The sequence below is a fragment of the Streptomyces sp. NPDC093109 genome, assembly GCF_040701725.1.
GTDB lineage: Bacteria > Actinomycetota > Actinomycetes > Streptomycetales > Streptomycetaceae > Streptomyces.
In genome coordinates, this window is the sequence record NZ_JBFBEZ010000070.1 from 11129 (window position 1) to 29381 (window position 18253).

Annotated in this window: 12 protein-coding genes; 2 read left to right on the forward strand and 10 right to left on the reverse strand. The window is 74.3% G+C overall.

Going from position 1 to position 18253, the window contains the following annotated elements:
* Positions 1-6 precede the first annotated feature (6 nt).
* Both AB0389_RS36300 and AB0389_RS36305 read right to left on the reverse strand, forming a co-directional pair.
* A complete protein-coding gene (locus AB0389_RS36300; RefSeq protein ID WP_366399845.1) occupies positions 7-450 on the reverse strand; it encodes a roadblock/LC7 domain-containing protein in 444 nt (147 codons plus the stop codon).
* Positions 447-3245, reverse strand: a complete 2799-nt coding sequence (locus AB0389_RS36305; RefSeq protein ID WP_366399846.1) for a nitrate- and nitrite sensing domain-containing protein — start codon at positions 3243-3245, stop codon at positions 447-449. Before AB0389_RS36305 ends, AB0389_RS36300 begins: the two co-directional genes overlap by 4 nt.
* A 453-nt stretch (positions 3246-3698) precedes the next feature.
* On the opposite strand from AB0389_RS36305, the gene AB0389_RS36310 reads away from it, so the two are divergent.
* Positions 3699-4322, forward strand: a complete 624-nt coding sequence (locus tag AB0389_RS36310; RefSeq protein WP_366399847.1) for a hypothetical protein — start codon at positions 3699-3701, stop codon at positions 4320-4322.
* Here the strand turns inward: AB0389_RS36310 and AB0389_RS36315 are convergent.
* From AB0389_RS36315 to AB0389_RS36350, 8 genes are all read right to left on the reverse strand, one after another.
* The gene (locus AB0389_RS36315) at positions 4288-8955 is read right to left on the reverse strand and encodes a hypothetical protein (RefSeq protein ID WP_366399848.1); all 4668 of its coding nucleotides are present in this window, start codon (positions 8953-8955) and stop codon (positions 4288-4290) included. The genes AB0389_RS36310 and AB0389_RS36315 overlap by 35 nt on opposite strands.
* A 70-nt stretch (positions 8956-9025) precedes the next feature.
* Positions 9026-9991, reverse strand: a complete 966-nt coding sequence (locus AB0389_RS36320) for a hypothetical protein (protein WP_366399849.1) — start codon at positions 9989-9991, stop codon at positions 9026-9028.
* A 754-nt stretch (positions 9992-10745) separates the two neighbouring features.
* Positions 10746-12275, reverse strand: a complete 1530-nt coding sequence (locus tag AB0389_RS36325) for a hypothetical protein (RefSeq protein WP_366399850.1) — start codon at positions 12273-12275, stop codon at positions 10746-10748.
* Positions 12276-12357: 82 nt separating this feature from the next.
* Complete coding sequence (locus tag AB0389_RS36330; RefSeq protein WP_366399851.1) at positions 12358-13242, reverse strand: SGNH/GDSL hydrolase family protein; 885 nt, start codon at positions 13240-13242, stop codon at positions 12358-12360.
* Positions 13239-14405, reverse strand: coding sequence for a glycosyltransferase (locus AB0389_RS36335; protein ID WP_366399852.1), 1167 nt, complete (start codon positions 14403-14405; stop codon positions 13239-13241). Before AB0389_RS36335 ends, AB0389_RS36330 begins: the two co-directional genes overlap by 4 nt.
* Positions 14402-15520, reverse strand: a complete 1119-nt coding sequence (locus tag AB0389_RS36340; protein ID WP_366399853.1) for a glycosyltransferase family 1 protein — start codon at positions 15518-15520, stop codon at positions 14402-14404. The genes AB0389_RS36335 and AB0389_RS36340 overlap by 4 nt, the downstream gene beginning before the upstream one ends.
* A 110-nt stretch (positions 15521-15630) precedes the next feature.
* Positions 15631-17049 (reverse strand): HEAT repeat domain-containing protein, encoded by a 1419-nt coding sequence (locus tag AB0389_RS36345; protein ID WP_366399854.1) that lies wholly within the window; start codon positions 17047-17049, stop codon positions 15631-15633.
* Between the two features lie 267 nt (positions 17050-17316).
* Positions 17317-17736: an ankyrin repeat domain-containing protein gene (locus tag AB0389_RS36350; RefSeq protein WP_366399855.1), complete on the reverse strand. Its 420-nt coding sequence runs from the start codon at positions 17734-17736 to the stop codon at positions 17317-17319.
* Positions 17737-17969: 233 nt separating this feature from the next.
* On the opposite strand from AB0389_RS36350, the gene AB0389_RS36355 reads away from it, so the two are divergent.
* Positions 17970-18164 carry a hypothetical protein gene (locus AB0389_RS36355; protein WP_114658195.1) on the forward strand — a complete coding sequence of 65 codons (195 nt, stop codon included), beginning with the start codon at positions 17970-17972 and terminating at the stop codon, positions 18162-18164.
* Positions 18165-18253: the final 89 nt, after the last annotated feature.

Below are 18253 nucleotides of genomic sequence, written 5' to 3' on the forward strand. Positions count from 1 at the left end.
GCCCGTTCACCCTCCGGTGGTCAGGCCGGTCCGGGGTGCCGTGCCGAGATGGACGCCGACCCTCTTGACCATCAGCGTCATCTCGTAGGCGACCTGTCCGACGTCGGAGTCCGCGTCGGACAGTACGGCGAGGCAGCTGCCGTCGCCCGCGGCGGTGACGAACAGGAAGGCGTCGTCCAGCTCGACGACGGTCTGCCGGACCCTGCCCGCGTCGAAGTGGCGGCCCACGCCCTTGGCGAGGCTGTGGAAGCCGGAGGCGACGGCCGCGAGGTGCTCGCCGTCCTCGCGGGTGAGGTCCTTGGACGTGCCGGTGGCAAGGCCGTCACCGGAGAGGACCACCGCCTTGCGGATGCTGGCGACGCGCTCGACGAGTTCGTCGAGGAGCCAGTTCAGCTCTCCGGCCGCGTTGGGGTCGGTGGAATGGCGTAGTGATGCGTGCGGTGCGGTCATCGACCGTCCCCCTCCGATGTGGTTCCTTGTGTCTCGCCGGAGCCGGTGGTCTCCTCGGCATCGTTCTGCCGGCGACCGCGCTGCCAGCCCCGCTGGAGCGAGGCCATACGGCTGCGGACTACGTCCGCGTCCCGCTCGCTGTCGTGGGGCGTGGTCGGCGCCGGGTCCGTGGTCCCGTCCTGGGTGGCGTCCCGCAGCTGGGGGGCGAGGCTGGCCTGCCGTACCCGGCGGGGCAGCCCGTCGAGCAGCGACGGGGCGTCCTGGGACGGCGCACGGCGCGAGTTCTGGGTCGGTACGCCCGAGAAGGAGCGGCCGGTGGTGCCGGCGGCGGTTTCCCGCTCGGGGCGGGTGCGGGCCCGGTCGTCCACGCGCCGGCCGCGGTCCGCGACGAGGGTCGGGGGCTTGCGGCGCGGCAGCTCCGGGTCGGCGCCCTCGGGGCCGGCGCCGGGGACGCCGCGGCCCGGGGCGGGGCGGACGCGCGGTTCGGGGGCGGGACGGCCGTCGCGGCGGTCGCGGAGTTCGCGGGCGCCGTCGTCGCGCGGATCGCGGAGGCCGTCGCGGCCGGCCCGGGAGGAGCGGACGTCCTGCGGCTCCTGGCCGCCGGTGTCGCGCAGGTGTTCCCGGGCGCGGAAGAGTCCGCCGCGCTCGCTCTCGGAGTCGTCGATGTCGCCGATGCCGTCACCTCCGCCGAGCCCCGGGCCGCTCTCGGTGAGGGCGGAGACCGGGGGTTCCAGCTCGACCGGGCCGTCGAGCACGGACGGGCCTGTGCCCAGTCCGGTGGGGACCTGCGCGAGTGCGGTGCGTCTGCCGCCGCCGCTCTCCGTCCGGCCCCGGCCTCGCTCCCGCTGCTCCCGCTCGATGGCGTTCTTGCGGTCGAGGCGGAAGCCGGTGCCCTCGGTCTCGGGGGCGTCGGTGAGCAGGGCTACGGGCAGGAAGACGATGGCGGTCGTCCCGCCGTACGGGGAGGGCTGGAGCGATACGCGGACGTTCTGCCGCTGGGCGAGCCGGCTGACCACGAAGAGGCCGAGGCGGTCGGTGTCGGACAGCTCGAACTCGGGGGTCTCGGCAAGCCGCAGGTTGGCGTCGAGCAGCAGCTCGGGCGCCATGCCGAGGCCGCGGTCGTGGATCTCCAGGGTGAAGCCGTTGGCGACCCGCTCGCCGTGCACCTGGACGGCGGTGTGCGGGGGTGAGAACACGGTGGCGTTCTCGATGAGTTCGGCGATGAGGTGGGTGAGGTCGGCGACGGCGGGTCCGCCCACGCCGATCCTCGGGAGCCTGCGGACCTCGATGCGTTCGTAGTCCTCGACCTCGGCGACGGCGGCGCGCACCACGTCCATCAGCTGGACCGGCTTGCGCCACTGCCGGGACGGCGCGGCGCCGGAGAGGATGACGAGGCCCTCGGCGTGCCGGCGCATACGGGTGGTGAGGTGGTCGAGCCGGAAGAGGTCGGCCAGCTCCTCGGTGTCCTCCGTGCGGCGCTCCATGGTGTCCAGGAGCGTGAGCTGGCGGTGGAGCAGGACCTGGTTGCGGCGGGCGAGGTTGACGAAGACCTCGGAGACGCCGCGGCGCAGGTCGGCCTGCTTGACTGCGGCCTCGACGGCGGCGCGCTGAAGGGTGTTGAGCGCCTGGCCGACCTGGCCGACCTCGTCCTTCTCGTAGTCGAGGCGGGGCGCCTCGGTCTCCACGTCGACGGGTTCGCCGGCGGCGAGCCGGCGCATGACGCTCGGCAGACGGACGCCGGAGACCTCGTGGGCCTCCTTGCGGAGCTGCGAGAGGTCCCTGATGAGGTCGCGGCTGACGCGTACGGAGATGAAGAGGGAGAGCAGGAGGGTGACCAGGCCCAGTGCGATGGCGATGCCGACGCGGAAGAAGACGCTCTGGCGGACGGGGTCGATGTGATCGCGGTAGAGCGCGGCGGCCTGTTCGCTCTCGTTGGTGAGGTCGCCGAGGACCGAGACGGTCATCGTCTGCCAGCTCTCGGTGCTGACCACCTTGACCTTGTCGGTGGGGCCCGCCGCGATGAGGCGGTCCTCCGCCTCGCGGAGTTCGAGGGTGGCCGGGGTGCGCCAGTACTGCTCCAGCGTGGCCCGGTCGGAGAGGGGCAGGTCGGCGAGGTTCGACTCGTACAGCAGGACACGGTTGGCGACCAGGTCGGAGGTGCCGCGTACGTCCTCCTCGCTCATCCGGCCGGCGATCAGCGCGGAGGCGACGAGCGCGTCCTCGCGGGAGAGCATCTCCTTCGCGCGGTCGAGACCGATGAGGGCGCGGCCCCAGTTGTCGCCGTCCACGTCCTCGGCGCCGTAGAGGGAGGCGAGGACGTTGTGGCTGGGGTCGACGAGCCGGTTGTAGAACTCCAGCGCGCCTTCCCGGGTGACGGTGGACTCGTCCACGGAGCTGCGCATGAGCGCGAGGCCGTCCATGGTTTCGATGAGGTGGCTCAGCCGGTCGGAGGTGATGCCGTCCATCCGGTCGCGTACGTCCGACCGGGCGTTGCGCCGGACGCGGTTGAGTGCGCGGTCGGTGTCGCCGCGGCGGCTGCGCAGCTCGGTCAGCGAGTCCGCGGCGCGCGGGTCGGCGAGATAGATCAGCGTCTGTCTGCGCTCGCTCTGCAGGCCCTTGATCGAGTCCTCGATGGGGTGGCCGATCCGCTCGATGGCGTCACTGACATCCATGAGCTGCTTGGCTTCGGAGCCGGCGAGCGTGGTGGCCAGACCCCAGAGGACGGTGAGTCCGATGAGCGGCACGAGCAACAGCGCCACGATCTTCCGGCGGATGGACTTCCCGCGAAAGCGCATGGCCTCCCCCTGGTCGAACCCCGCCCAGGGCGGGAGTTGCGTGGAAACCCCGCCCGGTGCGGGGGATACTCCGTCAGCAAACGGCGCGAGCCTACTACTGTCACACCGGCAACTCGAAGACACGTCCGGATGTTTTTCGGCCGCCCACAGCCGACTTGATCATGGGTTGTCCTGGTTTTCCACCAGTTGGATTCCGGCGCGGAAAGCCGGAAGATGGGGCAGTACATGCGGTACCGGTCACCGGGGATGGCCGAAATCATTCGATATTCGGTTCCGCGGGAATCTTTCTGTGCGGTCATTCGTCCTTGTGTGCGGGGATGCGGGGGAAGTTGAGGGCACTGCGGGCGGTTCGGCCATCACATTCGGCTCTATTTCGTTTCTGTGGCCGGCGTTGACGGGATCGAACCGGGGCAGTCACCCTTGAGTCGGACAGTGGTTGGGGAGTGACGGTCCATGGAGACGGACGAACGGCGGGGCGCCCCTGCGGAGAGCGGGGCCGCGGGCGGGTTCGAGCGGGTCTCCCGCGGGCTCTGGGTGGAGGAGCCCGCGGCGCGGTACCGGATGCCGGATCCGGTGAGAACGGCCGCGGTACGGGCGGTGATCATCGCGTCGGTGACGCTGATTCAGGCCACGATCGCGTTTCTCAGTACGCTCGCGGAATCCTGGCTGGCGTTCCCGATGGTGCTGAGCAGTGTGGCCTCCACCGTGGTGGCGACCTGGGGCGTGCTGGACGTGTGGGTGACCCGCCAGGTGTGGAACCAGCGCCATGGCGTGGTCTCCGAGCCCAGCAGTACGGCACGCCAACTGCGCCGCGAGCGGCGCAGGGCACGGCGGGAGGACCGCGCCGCGGCACGCCGGGAGACCCGGATACGGCGCGGTGCCGGGGCCCCGGGGGCGCCCGGCACCCCGGGGACGTACGCGCCTCCCGGGGCTTCCGCCGGGGCCTCCACTACCGCCGGGGCCTATGCGCCTCCCGGGGCCTACGCGCCTCCCGGGGCTTCCCTGCCCGCCGGGAGCGAGGCGGCGGGCGGACAGTCCGGGGTCACTGGCTCGCGGCAGGCTCCTGCGTCCGTTTGAACATCCGTGTCGCGGTGATCTCGCCGTGCACGGTCTCGCCGTCCGGGTCCTGCTGCGGCAGGCCGGGACGCAAGTGCTCCTCGACGCTGATGTACTTCAGCCCCGCGCGCAGGTCGGCGTCGTTGCGCAACCGGATGACGAGGGGGAACTCGGCGAGCGCCGTCGTGTCGAAGAGACCCGTCGTATAGAGGAGCTGCACCCCGAGCGCGTCCGAGACCGCGCGCTGGAGCTCCAGCAGATAGGTGGCGTTGGCCCGGCCGATCGGGTTGTCGAGGAAGAGCGTCCCGGCGTGCCGGTGCTTGTCCCGGCCCCGGTCGTTGCTGCGCAGTGCCGCCATCGTGCAGTAGAGCGCGATCGCGGCGGTGAGCAGCTGACCGCCGGAGAAGACGTCGCCCATCTGACCGACCGGGACGCGCTCGGCGCGCAGTACGGCGTCGGGCTTGAGGATCTCCACCGCGATGCCCTTGGGCTGCAACGCCGCCTGGACCCCGCGCAGCAGCAGCGACATGCCGTCCCTGCGGAGGTCGGAGTTCTTCTTCAGGGCCGCGCGGGTCGCCTCGTCGACGACCTCGCCGAGCCGCTCGGTCAGCGTGGCCCGGTCCGGCTCCTCGAAGCGGATCCGCAGGAACTCCTGCCCGGACCACTCCCCCAGCCCCTCGGGCAGCCGGGAGAGCCGCTGTGCGGAGCGGAGCGTCGTCAGCGCGGACTCCACCAGACCGCGCAGCCGGTCGACGATGGATTCACGGTTGCGCTCCAGCTGCGCCAGCTCGTCCGTGAGAACCCGCAGCCGGGGCGCGAACGCCAGCGCCCAGGGCGCCGCGTGCTCGGGCAGCGCGGACGCGGGCAGCTCGCGGATCTGCTGCCGGGCCGGGGTGCGGACCTGCTCGTACCGGGTGGAGTTGGCGTGCCGTACGAGCACGTCGCAGGCTTCCCGTACGGCGCCCTCCGCCGCGGTCAGGTCGGACGCGCAGCCGCGCAGGGAGCGGCGGGCCTCGGCCGCGGACTGCCGCGCCTCCTCCAGGGTGCCCGGGTACGGCTCGGGGTCCCGGGCCGCTTCCTCGTCGGCGCCGTCGTCCGCCACGCTCCCGCGCAGCAGGTCGCGCAGCAGGGCGGCCGTCTCCTCGAAGCCGCCGACCGCGTCCTCGGCGGCCCGGTGGGTGTACAGCAGCTCGGCGTGGGCGGCGCGCGCCGTCTCCAGCGCGTCGGTCCGTACGGCCAGTTCGGTGGTAGCGGTGCGCAGCAGGGCCTGCGCCTGCTCGGCGTCGGCGGGGATCCGCTCCTCGGGCAGCTCGGTGTGCGCCTCGCCGTCCTCGGGGGCGAGGCGCTCGGCCTCGCCGCGGAACCGGCCCAGCTGCTCGCTGGCGGTGGAGGCCCGTGACTCCAGCATCTGGACGAGGGCCTCGGCGCGGGCTGCGGCGGCCTGCCGGGAGGGTCCGTCGGCGCCGTCGGTGGATTCGAGGAGCTGGGCGGCGCGCGTGCGCACCTTGTTGGTGAGCCGGTCCAGTTCGGCCAGGGCGGCGCTCTCGTCGCTCTCCGCGCGGGCCTGTTCGGCGCGCAGGTCGGCGCCGACGCCGACCTTCTCGTACAGCTGCGAGGCCGCGCGGTACGCCTCGCGCAGGGCGGGCAGCGCGGCGCGCGGCGCGGCCGGGTCCGGCTCGGGGAGGGTCTCCGGCGCGCCGGCGATCTCGGCGCGTTCGGCGCGCAGGGCGCGGGCGGTGCGGCGGGCGTCGTCACCGGCGCGCTGGGCGGCCCTGCGGTCCTCGTCGGCGGCCCGGGCGCGCTCCAGGCAGACGGCGGCGCGCGCCTCGTACTCGGCGGCGTCGTCGGTCAGTTCACGGAGCGTGGCCTGCCAGCCCGCCCGCTCGCGCAGCCGGTGCGCGAGGCCGGACAGGACGTCGGCGGCGCGGCGGGCGCGCTGGGCGGTCTCCTGGCGTTCGTCGCGGACGCGGGCGGTGTCGGCGGCGGCCTCCTCGGCCTCGGCCCGTACCGTCCGGGCCTCGGTGAGCGCCGCCGCGGCGCTCCTGGCGGCCTCGGCGGCGCTGGCCGCGCCGCCGGCCAGTTCGCCGAGCATGCCGGGCGGGCAGTCGGCGCGCCAGGAGCCGATCCTGGCGGCGAGCGAGCGGTCGCCGGTGAGCCGGGCGGCGAGGATCCGGATCTCCTCGTCGCGGGCGGCGGCCCGGCTGCGCAGCGCGTGGCGCTCCTCGTCGGCGGCGAGTTCGTCGTGCATCGCGGGGTTCGGCGGTACGAGGAACACGCCGTCGTCGACGCCGCCGGACGCCGGTACGGGGGCCAGCAGGGCGGCGGCGGTGCCCACCGCGACCGTGGAGCGCGGCAGCAGGGCGGCGCCGGAGAGGGCCTCGCGGGCGCGGGCGTGCGAGTCGGGGTCGGTGATCACGACGCCGTCGACCAGCTCGGGCCGGGCGGCCAGCACGGCGGCGTGGTCGGCGGGGGCGACGGACTGGGCGAGATAGCGCCAGCCGGACAGCGCGGGGATGCCGTGCTCGCCGAGGAACTCCACGGTGGCGAGTACGTCGGCGCCCGGCGGCAGCAGCCCGCCGTCACCGAGCGCGCCGAGGATCCGGGAGTCGTCGGCGGCGGCGGTGCGCAGCTCGAAGAGCTGCCGTTCGGCGGCGGCGACGTTCCCGTCGAGCAGCTCGCGCAGTTCGTCGGCGTACCGGTCGAGGTCCTCGGCGCTCAGCGGGCCGTCCGCACGCCGCGGGGACGGGCGCGCCGGAGGAACGTCCGCGCCGGCGCGCGGTCCTGGGACCGTGCCGGAGGCGGCGGCCGGGGCGGGCAGGCTGAGCAGTTCGGCGAGGCGCTCGTCCCCGGCGATCGAGCCGGCGGCGCGGCGCTCCGCCTGGTACGCCTGCTCGGCAGCCCTTTCGGCGTCGGCGGCGCGGGCGGCGGCCAGCTCGGCGCGGGACTCCGCGGAGGCGGTCTCCCTGGCCAGTTCGGCGGCCGTACGGGCGGCGTCCCGGGCCGTGTCCCAGGCCGCGACTGCGCTCTTCTCGGCGTCGCTCGCGGCGAGCGCGGCACGCGCCGGGTCGGCGTCGGGCGCGGTGTCGTCCAGCCAGCCGGCCCGGACGGCCTCGGCGGTCTCCTGCGCCACCTCCGCGAGCCGCTGGCGCAGGTGCCCGGCCTCGCTGCGGGCGCGCTGGGCGTCGGTGGCGGCGGAGGTCGCGTCGCGGTGGGCGGCCTCGCCGGTCTCCTGGAGGAGGGCGGAGCGCTCCTCCTCCTCGTTGGCGAGCCGCTCGCCCTCCTCCGCCGCCGCGTGCAGGGCCCGGACGAGATCGGCGGCGGCGCTCGCGCGCGCGGCCAGCGCCGGGGCCGCGTCCCGCTCGGCCTCGCGGATGGCGACGGCCACGCGCGCGGAGCGGTCGGCGGCGGCGCGGTGGCGCAGCACGTTCTCGGCGGCCTGCCAGGCCGAGTGGAGCGTACGGGCGTCGGTCAGCTCACGCTTCTGGGCGGCGGCGCGCTTCTCGGCTGCGGTGAGCGCGAGAGAGGCGTGCCGGTAGGCGAGTTCGGCGGCGATCAGCGCACCCCTGCCGCGGTCCCGCTCGGCGGCGGTCACCGTATGCGCGGCGCCGGTGACCTGCTGGGCGAGGTCGGCGGCGCGGCCCCGCTCCTCGCCGGAGCGGGCCGTCAGCCGCCGTACGAGCGTACGGGCCCGGCGCTCGGCGCCCGCGTGGACGTCGCGGGCCCTGGCGCGGGTCCCGGTGGCCTCCACGATCCGGCCGAGGAGGTCGACGGAACCGGCCGTGAAGTCGCGCTCCGCGGTCAGTTCGGCGCGGCGGCCCAGCTTGTTGCCGAAGCCCCCGACGAGGTCGGCCAGCCCGTCCGTGTCCCGGGTGTCGGTCACCGCGCGCAGCAGCAGGTCCGTGAAGTCGGAGTCCTTCTTGACCGCGAAGAGGCCCGCCGCCTCGCCCTCGTCCGCGTTCATCTCACGCTGGTAGCGGAAGAGTTCCGGGTCGAGGCCCAGCTCGGTGAGGTGCTCGTTCCAGCGGTCGTGGATCTCCTCCCAGTGGATGTCCAGATGCGGATAGACCTTGCCGGCCTCGGTGATGGCGTCCCGGAAGCCCTTCATCGTGCGCCGCCGGCCGCGGGCGCCGGAGACGCCCTCCACCGGCGGGCGGACGCTCGTCGCCTCCGCGACCGGCAGCGAGTCGAGGCTGAGCCCGGGGCCGGGGCGGAAGGAGTACCACGCCTCGGCGAACTTGCGCGGATCGTTCGAGACCTGCCGCCCGCGCCACTCGCTGGCCTTGCCGACGACGACGAGCTCCCCCGTCAGCGTGTGCTGCCACTCCAGCGCCACATGGCCGCAGTCGTCCGCCAGCAGGAACTTGCGCAGCACACCGGAGCTGGCGCCGCCCAGCGTATTGCGGTGGCCCGGCAGCATCACCGAGAAGATCAGCTTGAGCAGGACGGACTTTCCGCCGCCGTTCTCCAGGAACAGCACACCGGCGGGGGCGGGCCGGCGCGGCGGCCCCACCGGCTCCTCCTCGAAGAACTCCGCCTGGGTCGGGGCGGGATGGGGCACGGGCGCGCCCACTCCCCGCAGATCGAGCACGGTGTCGGCGTAGCGCGCACCGGCGGGACCGATGGAGTAGAGGCGGACCCGGGACAGCTCGTACATTTCGGCGGACTCTCGTCGTGGAGGAGTGGGGGAAGGGAGGGACGGGTGTGGGGGTGGTGGGGCGCCGTTCTCAGCCGGCGTGGAACGGCAGCCCGGCGTCGGCGACCAGATCCAGATCGTCTCCGTCGGGCGGTGGCAGCAGAGTGGCGGAGCCACTGCCGACGGGCACGACGCCCAGCTCCAGCAGCTCGGCCATGGCGGCGTGCCCCGCCATGTCGCGCACCTGGAGCTGATAGCGCGCGGTCGTACGGTACGAGCCGCCCGCGTCGTCGCCGGTCCGCTGGAGGAAGCCGGAGTCCATCAGGAACACGACGGCCTTCCCGATGATCCCGGTGGTCGAACCCGCCAGCCGCCGCGCGTCCTTGGTCGCCCCCGTCGCACTCCGCCGCGCGTACGTCCGCCAGGCGGCCTCCAGTCCTGGCGCGTCGGTCGACGGGTCGGTGTTCTCGCCCTCCGCCTCCGCGCGCTCCTCCAGCCGCCGGCACGCCTGCCGGACGAACGCGTCGACCCCGTTCACCGTGATCCGGCCGATGTACCCGTCGTCGGCGAGATCCTCGGGCCGGGGGAACGCGAGCGCCGCGACGGCGAGATGGGCCAGGCCGTGCAGAAAGCGGTCGGCGGAGTCGGGCGCGGCGCGGCGGGCGTAGTCGCCCATCCGCACGGCGAAGACGGAGTCCTCGCCCGCGGTCACCGCCATGCCCGCGCGCGCGGAGACCTCCAGCACGACGAGCCCGAACCCCGTGGCGACGGCGTCGGCGACGCGCGCGAACGCGGGGTCCTCGCGGTAGCGGCGCAGCAGCTCGGCGTACTCGGCGTCACGCGCGGGCAACAGCTTGGGCTGAAGCCCGAACGACACGAGCCGCGCGGCGTCGGCGGCGTCGGCGGGGGTGACGTGGCCGCCGTGGCCGCCGGAGGCGGCGGTGGGGGCGGTGGGGGCGGTGGGGGCGGTGGGGGCAGCTGGTGTGGCGGCCTCGGCGTACTCGACGACGCCGGTGTCGCCCCAGGCGTCGGTGGACTCTGCCTGCGGATCACTCACGGTGTGCGGCGCTCCTTGGGGTTGAGGGGGGGTCGCCTCCCGGCGAGGGACCGTGGGCTTGGCGGTGCGGGTGCGGGGTGCGGCCGGTGCACGCGGTGCCGGGGGGCCGGGGCGGGGTCGCCTCCCGGCGAGGGGTCGTGGGTCTGGGCGGTTGCGGGGTGCGGCCGGTGCGGCCCTGTGCCGGGGGCCGGGGCACTCCGGAGGCGCATCCCCGGATGCATGATTTACGCCGCGTGCGGCTTCGTCGGTCGACTGCACGCGCGTACAGCGGCACAAATCACGCTCTACATCCGGGGACGTCACCTCCTGCGACCCCGGCCCCCTCCCGCCGGTGGACGGCCGGCGCGCAAACCACCCGGCCCGGCCGGGGCGAGTGGGTCCGTGACGGGCGGGGAAGGGGGCACCGCAGGGGGTATGTGTCCGGACGTAAAGCGCGATTTGTGCCGCTGAGCGAGACCCGCGCTGTGTGTTCCGGCCCGCACGCGGCGTAAATCGTGCAGTCCGGGCACGTGCCACCGGAGGGGCACCCGGCAACAACCCGCACCTGTGCACCGGGCCCAGTCCAAGACGGTCCACGCCCCCGCCGGGAGGCGACCCCGCACCCGGCAACAACCCGCACGTACGAACCGGGCCCAGCCCAAGACGGACCACGCCCCCGCCGGGAGGCGACCCGGCCCCCGGCCAGCACCCGCAGGCACCCACCGGGCCCAGCCCAAGGCGCCCGAGACCACGGCCCCCCGCCGAGAGGCGACGGTCACGACGGACCACGGCCCCTCGCCGGGAGGCGCATCGTGCCGACGATCAGGTCTGCGCCGCCGAACTCCTCGTCCTCCAGCGTCGTCCCGTCGTCCACCGCGAACACCAGCCGCTCCTCGCCCTGCCGGTACGCCGTGCCGACCGGGGGGCTGGCCGCGTGGACGGCCAGCAGGGCGACGAGGTAGGGCAGTTCGGGGTCGCGGCGGCGGGCTTCGGCCAGGAGGCCCGAGAGGCGGCGCGGGGCGTCGTACTCCAGGTCGAGGAGTTCTTTGGCGCTCGTGAGCTGTTCCTCGGTGAAGCGGCTGTCGTCGGGGGTGGCGATGAGGTCGGGTTCCGGCATCTCCGCGCCGAGGTTCTCGCGTTCGACGGGCGGGGTCAGCAGGAGGTCGACGAGGTCGCCCATCCGGACGGAGGCGGGGGTGCGCAGGCCGGTGCCGTGGGCGAAGAAGGCGTCGGTGACGCGGGTGGCCCGTTCGACGGGGAGCGGGAGGAGCGGGGCGAGGAGCTGGCCGTAGAGGTCGAGGCCGGTGTGTCCGGTGGGCGGGGCGAACGCCTGGCGGTCCTGTTCGGCGCGGAAGAGCGGGCCGGCTTCGAGGAGGCGGGACTGGAGCTGGGTGTGGCGGCGGATGCAGTCCTTGACGATGTCGACGAGTTCGGCGGCGCGGCGTTTGTGCTCCGCGGTCCTGGGGTCGGTGCCGGTCTCGGCCTCGTCGCGGGCCTTGCGGATGTTGGTGAGGATCGCGTTCTCGTGGCGGTAGCGGTCGGCGACGTGGTCGAGCGCTTCGTCGATCATGTCGGGAACGGCGTTGAGCCAGTCGACCGCGCGGACGTTGCGGCGGGTCGCCTCCAGGGTCCTGCGGAGGGTCTCCGCGTACTGCACGGTGCGGTAGCGGGCCTGTTCTGCGGCGAGTTGGGCGTCGGCGAGGCGGCCCCGGCTGATGAGGACCTCCAGCTTGACCTCGGCGGCGATCTGCGCGCTGGTGACGTCCGTGTCGAGGGCGCCGACGAGGACGTTGACGGCTTCGTCGGTCGTACGCAGGAAGACGTCGCCGCCGTGGCCGGGGACTTCTTCGATGAGCTTGAAGTCGTAGTCCCGGCGGGTGTAGACGCCGTCCGTGCCGAACGTGCCGTAGACCGCGCGGAATCCGCGGTCGACGCTGCCGACGTTGATGAGGTTCTCCAGGACCCAGCGGGCGACGCGCTCGTGCTCAGCCGCGGGGCGGTGGGGGGCCTGGGCGGCGACGCGGGGAAGCAGTCTGGCGACTATCTGTTCGTGGTCGGCACCCGTGTCGAAGTCCATGTTGAGCGTGACGAGATCGATGGCGGCGAGGGCGACCTCGGCCATCGCGTACACCGAGTACTCACCGGCGAGATTCGCCTTGCGGGTGTCCAGATCGTGCAGCGGCGCGGTGCAGGCGAGCGCGCGGAGGCGCCGCGCGAGCCCTTCGTCGGCGGCCGGGCCCTGGGCGGGCCGCGGCCCCGCGCTGAGCTGGGGCGGAACGTATTCCGTCGATGCTGGCGAAGTCACATCGCACAGATTAGGTCCTCGGACTGACAACGGGCGAAACGGTGCTGAACCGGCCGTGGCCGAATCCGGGGTGGCCGGGGTCTCAGCGTTCGGTGCCGGGGCCCGCCGAAGGCGTTGCCCACGGCCGGAATTCGGCCGTGGAGAGCCGGTCGAGCGCGCCGGAGAGCGCGTGTTCGGCGCGGTGGTCGAGCCGGGCGCCGCTGCCCCGGGCCCAGTGGGTGACTTCGGCGCCCGCCAGCCGCAGCAGTTCGGGCAGCAGGTCCCGGCAGCGGCGTGCCACCCAGCCGGTGCCGGAGACGGCGAGCCAGCGCAGGGAGGCGGCCCGGCCGGGCGGCGGCCGGTCGGGGGTGAGGGCGGGCCTGGGGCCGAGGTGGTGGCCGCGGGCGGCGAGCGCGGTGTGGAAGTGCGCGGCGATCATCCGGTGGCCGCGTTCCGCCGGATGCAGCCGGTCGACGCTCCACAGTGAACGGTCCGCGGACCAGGACGGGTCGGCCAGGTGGAGGTGGACGGTGTCGTAGTGGTCGGACAGGGCGTGGACGACGGCGTTCACCGCGCGCTGCCTGCGGGCGAGTGGGCGGGCCAGCGGGGCGGGGAGGCCGAGCATCGTGCCGGGGTCGGGGAGGCAGGCGGTGAGCAGTACGGCGCCGTTGCCGGCCAGCGCGCCGCAGACCCGGTCGAGCCGGGTGGCGAGGTCCTGGATGTCGAAGGCCCGGCGCAGGGTGTCGTTGACCCCGACGACGACGGCGGCGAGGTGGGGCGCGAACGCGACGGCGCCCGGCGCCTGTTCCTCCTCTACGTCCCGGGTCAGCGCGCCGCTGACGGCGAAGTTGTGGAACACGACGCCGGTCCCGTCCCCGACGAGGAGCGCGGCCCAGCCCCGCCATCCGCCGTCGACGGGGTCGCCGATCCCGGCGGTGAGCGAGTCGCCGAGCGCGGCGAATCTGACCGGGCGTGGGTCGCCGTTCATCCCACCGCTCCGTCCCGGTGGTGCGCCGGCGCGATGCCCGGCGACGCGGTGTCGTGGGCGGCCAGAAAGGCGGTCACCGCGCTGTCCCAGCCGAAGAGTTCGGCGCGGGCGCGGGCCGCCGCCCGGCGCCGCGGCTCCGGGTGGCGCAGCAGCCGCTGGACCGCGTCGGCGAAGGCCGGGGCGTGGTCGGGGGCGGCGGCCCCGGCGGAGCCGATCACCTCGGGGAGCGCCGATGAGGCGCTGACGACGACCGGGGTGCCGCAGGCCAGCGCTTCGAGGGCGGACAGGCCGAAGGTCTCGGCGGGGCCGGGTGCCAGGCAGATGTCGGCGGAGGCCTGGAGGGTGGCCAGGGTGTCGCGGTCGGCGACGTGGCCGAGGAAGTGCGCGGGCAGCCGCCGTGCGCGGGCCCGCCGTGTCAGGTCGGCGCGCAGCGGTCCCTCCCCCGCGACGATCAGCGCCGCCCGTACGCCCCGCGCGCGCAGTTCGGCGAGGGTGTCGAGCGCGGCGCCGGGACGTTTCTCCACGGAGAGCCGGGAGGCGAGCAGCAGCAGGACGTCCGCGCCGTCCGCGTACCGCTCGCGCACGGCGGCGTCCCGCCGCTCCGGCGTGTAGCGGACGAGGTCGACGCCGAGCGGTGCGCGCACCACGTTGCGCGCGCCGATGCGGCGGAACTCGCGCTCCGCCCACTCGGTGGTGCAGACGATCCGTGAGTACGCCAGCGCGCTGCGGCGGTTGAGCCGGTCCGCGGCCCGCCCGGCAGCCGCGGCGGGTACGCCCCAGGTGCGCAGGACGCCGTCGGCCGTCTCGTGGGAGACCATCACGGCGGGTATTCGCCGGCGCCTGGCCCATTCGCCGGTCCAGCGCAGTGTGGTCCGGTCGGAGACTTCGAGCCGGTCGGGCGCGATCTCTTCGAGGACCTCGGTCAGCCGTCGCCGTGCGGTCAGGACGCGGTAGCCGCCGGTGCCTGGCAGTACGGGCCCCGGCAGGGTGATCACCCGGCCCTGGGCGGTCTCCCGGTCGGTCTCCCGGTCGCCCGGCACGATCAGCACCGGCCGGTGTCCGGCGGCGAGATAGCCGCGGCCCAGTTCGTGGAGGGCGGTCCGCAGCCCGCCGGAGACCGGGGTGACGAAGTTGGCGAGCCGGACGATCCGCAGGGCGTTCACGCGACCACCGCCGTACGCGCGCCGAGCACCTCGGAGTAGTGGCCGAGCAGCTGGTCCCCGACGACGGCCCAGGTCCGGCCCTCGACCGTGGCCCGGCCCGCCCGGCCCTGGGCGGCGCGGAGGCCGGGCGCGTGGGCGAGTCCGGCCACGGCGGCGGTGACGGCTCCGGCGTCGTGCGGGGTGACGAGGAGGCCCGTACGGCCGTGGTCGACGAGGTCGAGCGGTCCGCCGGCGGCGGGCGCGACCACGGGGACTCCGCTGGCCATGGCTTCCTGCACGGTCTGGCAGAACGTCTCGTAGGGGCCGGTGTGCGCGAAGACGTCCAGCGAGGCGAAGGTCCGCGCGAGCGCGTCGCCGGTCGTCCGGCCGAGGAAGACCGCGCCGGGCAGCGCGGCCCGCAGGGAGGGTTCGCTGGGGCCGTCGCCGACGATCACCAGCCGGACGCCGGGCAGCGCGCAGACGCCCGCGAGGAGTTCGACGTGCTTCTCGGGGGCCAGCCGGCCGACGTATCCGACGATCAGCTCGCCGTCCGGCGCGAGCCGCCGGCGCAGTGCCTCGTCGCGCAGTTCGGGCCGGAACCGTTCGGTGTCGACGCCGCGCGGCCAGAGCCGTACGCGCGGGACGCCGTGCGCGGCGAGGTCGCGCGCCGCGGCGGCGGACGGCGCGAGGGTCAGGTCGGCGGCGGCGTGCACGGCCCGCAGCCGTCGCCAGGCCGCGGCCTCGCCGACGCCGACGTAGGTACGGGCGTAACCGGCCAGATCGGTCTGGTAGACGGCGACGGCGGGGACGCCGAGCCGGGCCGCGGCGGTCATGCCGCGTACCCCGAGCACGAAGGGACTGGCGAGGTGGACCAGGTCGGCGCGGTGCTCGGCGATGGCCGCCGCGATGCGCCGGCTGGGCAGCGCGACGCGGACCTGGGGATAGCCGGGGAGGGGGAGGGAGGGGACGCGCACCACGGGGCAGGGTGCGTCGGCCGCGTCACCGCCGGCCACCGCCGGGGCGATGACGAGCGGGTCGTGACCGCGGGCGGCGAGATGCCGGGCGGTCTGGAGGGCGCAGTGGGCGACCCCGTTGACATCGGGCGGGAAGGACTCGGTGACGATGACGACACGCATAACCGTGTTGTCGTCCGTCCGAACGTGTCCCTGCCAACTTGGATCTTTCCGCGTGGGGAACGTCCCGTGAGCATTGGAAGCGGGCCGCCCCCGGGGCCCGCCTCCCGTTCCTACCGGGCCGCCGTGTCCGGGCCCATCCGGCTCCGTACGGCGGTCTGCACCTCGGCCTCCTCGGCCGGGTCGGCGGCGAGCCGCCTGAGCCGTTCCGCGACGCGTACGTCGGCGGTCTCGGCGTGCAGCGCGGCGACTTCCCTGGTGGTCTCCTCGCAGTCCCAGAGGCACTCGACGGCGAAGCCGGTGGCGTAGGAGGGGTCGGTGGCGGCGAGGGCGCGGGCCGCGCGGCCCCGGAGCTGGGAGGAGGCGGTCTCGCGGTAGATGTGGCGCAGGACGGGGGCGGCGCAGACGATGCCGAGGCGGCCGGCGCCGTCCACGAGCGTCCAGAGCCGCGCCGCGTCCGGTCCTTCGGACCGTACGGTCTCGCGCAGCGCGCCGAGGACGAGTTCGGTGTCCTTGGTGGTGCCCCGGGTGGCGAGGACGCCGGCCGCGCTCGCGCCGAGGGCGTCGGGCCGGTGCACCCAGCCGCGGGCCCGGTCGACGGCCGCCGCGCCGGTCATCCGCTCGAACGCGGCGACGGCGGCTTCGGCGACGGTACGGTCCGGGCCGACGGCCGCGGCCTCGATCAGGTCGAGGACGACGGGGTCGCGGATCTCGGCGAGGTAGTGGAGCGACGCGCAGCGCGCGCCGTCGGGGCCGCTCCCGGCCGCCCGGACGATCATGGCGCGGTCGTCGGGTCCCGCGACGGCGGTGAGGCAGCGCGCGGCGGGGACGTGCAGCGCGGTGCCGCGGTCCAGCGCCTGCTGCGCCCAGTCGAAGACGGCCTGCACGCTCCAGCCGGGGCGCGGGCCGCTCGGCCGCATCTGGCGCTGCCACCGGTCGAAGGAGCCCTGTTCGCCGGCGGCCCTGATACGGGCGCCGATGGCGGCGCGCGGGTCGTCCGCCCACAGTCGCCAGGGCCGGGGTTCGAAGGCGTCCCGTACGGTGGCGGCCAGTTCGGCGTCGCCCTCGGGGCCCGCGGGGAATCTGGCGAGGACGGGGGCGGCGAGCGCGCGCAGCCCCGAGTCGTCGTCGCGCAGCGCCAGCTCGTCCAGCGCCCAGGCCCAGTTGGTGCCGGTGGCGGCGTAGCGGCGGAGCAGTTCGAGCGCGTCGTGGCGGCCGTACGAGGCGAGGTGGCCGAGGACGGCGAGGGCGAGCCCGGTCCTGGACTCCTCGGTGTCGAAGTGGTCATCGGCCCGGAAGAGGTGCTGCTCGATGCCGTCGAGTCCGCCGTGGATGTCGAGGTAGAGGCGGGCGTAGTAGAGCGAGCGGTTCTCGACCTGCCAGTCGCGCCGGGGGTCGTTCAGTACGCAGTGGTCGAGGGCTGCGCGCGCCTCCGCCCGGGGCGCGGCGAGCGCGTGCAGGGTGCCGTCGCCGCGGCCCCGCTGCAGCAGACCGAGCAGGGTGCCGCTCGGCGCTATGACTGGATCGAACATGGGGATAGGCCTCACATCAAGCTGTCGACGCGACCGGGGTGTGTGATTCCGGGACCTGGGACCCGTCGTCGTGGACCGCGCGGCAACATGTTCGGCCGACCGTCGTCCCTCGCTCAGCGCGGACCATCTTCCCTGCCTCTCGTCGGTGGCCCCGTGTGGACCCCGACGTCATGATGACCCAGCCATTTCGCCACCGCGACCACATTTAGGGCCTCTCGTTCGGATCACGCCGGGCTGACCCGAACGAAGGACCTTGGCCGGCACTCCTCACTGGGCCGCGAACAGCTCCAGAAGGTCCGTCTTCCCAAACATGCGCGCGGTATCCACTGCGGAAGGATTTCCTCCGTTTGGATCGGCGCCGCCGGCGAGCAGCGCCCGGATCACCGCGTCCTCGCCCTTGAAGACCGCGCCGGCGAGCGGGGTCTGGCCGCGGTCGTTGGCGCGGGCGGCGTCGGCGCCGCGTGCGACGAGCGCCTCCACCGTCGCCGCGTGGCCGTGGTAGGCGGCGAGCATGAGCAGGGAGTCGCCCCGGTCGTTGGTGAGGTTGGCGGAGACACCCGCGTCGACGTACGCGGCGAGCGCCTCCGTCTCGCCACGCCGGGCCAGGTCGAAGACCTTCGTGGCGAGTTCGATCACCTCGGGGTCGATCACCTCGGGGTTCCGGAAGGTCTCGGGGGTCTCGCTCATCGGTGGGCCGCCTCTCTCGTCACGTCACGCGCACGTCGTTGACCTCGCGAAATCGTACTGCCCCTGCGGGGGCCCCGACCGTGCGCCCGCTCCGCTCCCGGTACCGCATGCCCTCTAGGCCAGTTAAGTGAAATAAACGATATTTCACTCCTTTGCACCTTTTATCGCATAGATACTTTTCGTGATCCTGGAAGAACTCATGGTGACTGTCCCCACAAACCAGGAGAATGCTCATGATTCTGTCCATGTCCGGCGTCGTGCTGCTCGGAATCATCGTCTTCCTCTTCTTCCGGAAGGACGGGCTCAAGGCGTCCCACGCCATGGTCTGCGCCCTCTTCGGCTTCTATCTCGCGGGCACCGCCATCGCCCCGAGCATCACGGCGGGCGGCGCGAGCCTGGCCGGCCTCCTGGGCGGGATCAAGTTCTAGGGCCTGTGTGGGGTTGTGATCTGGATCAGGGAGCGGGGCGTGGTGCGTGCGATCGCAAGGCGCCGAGAGGCCCTCGTAGCGGAGCTACT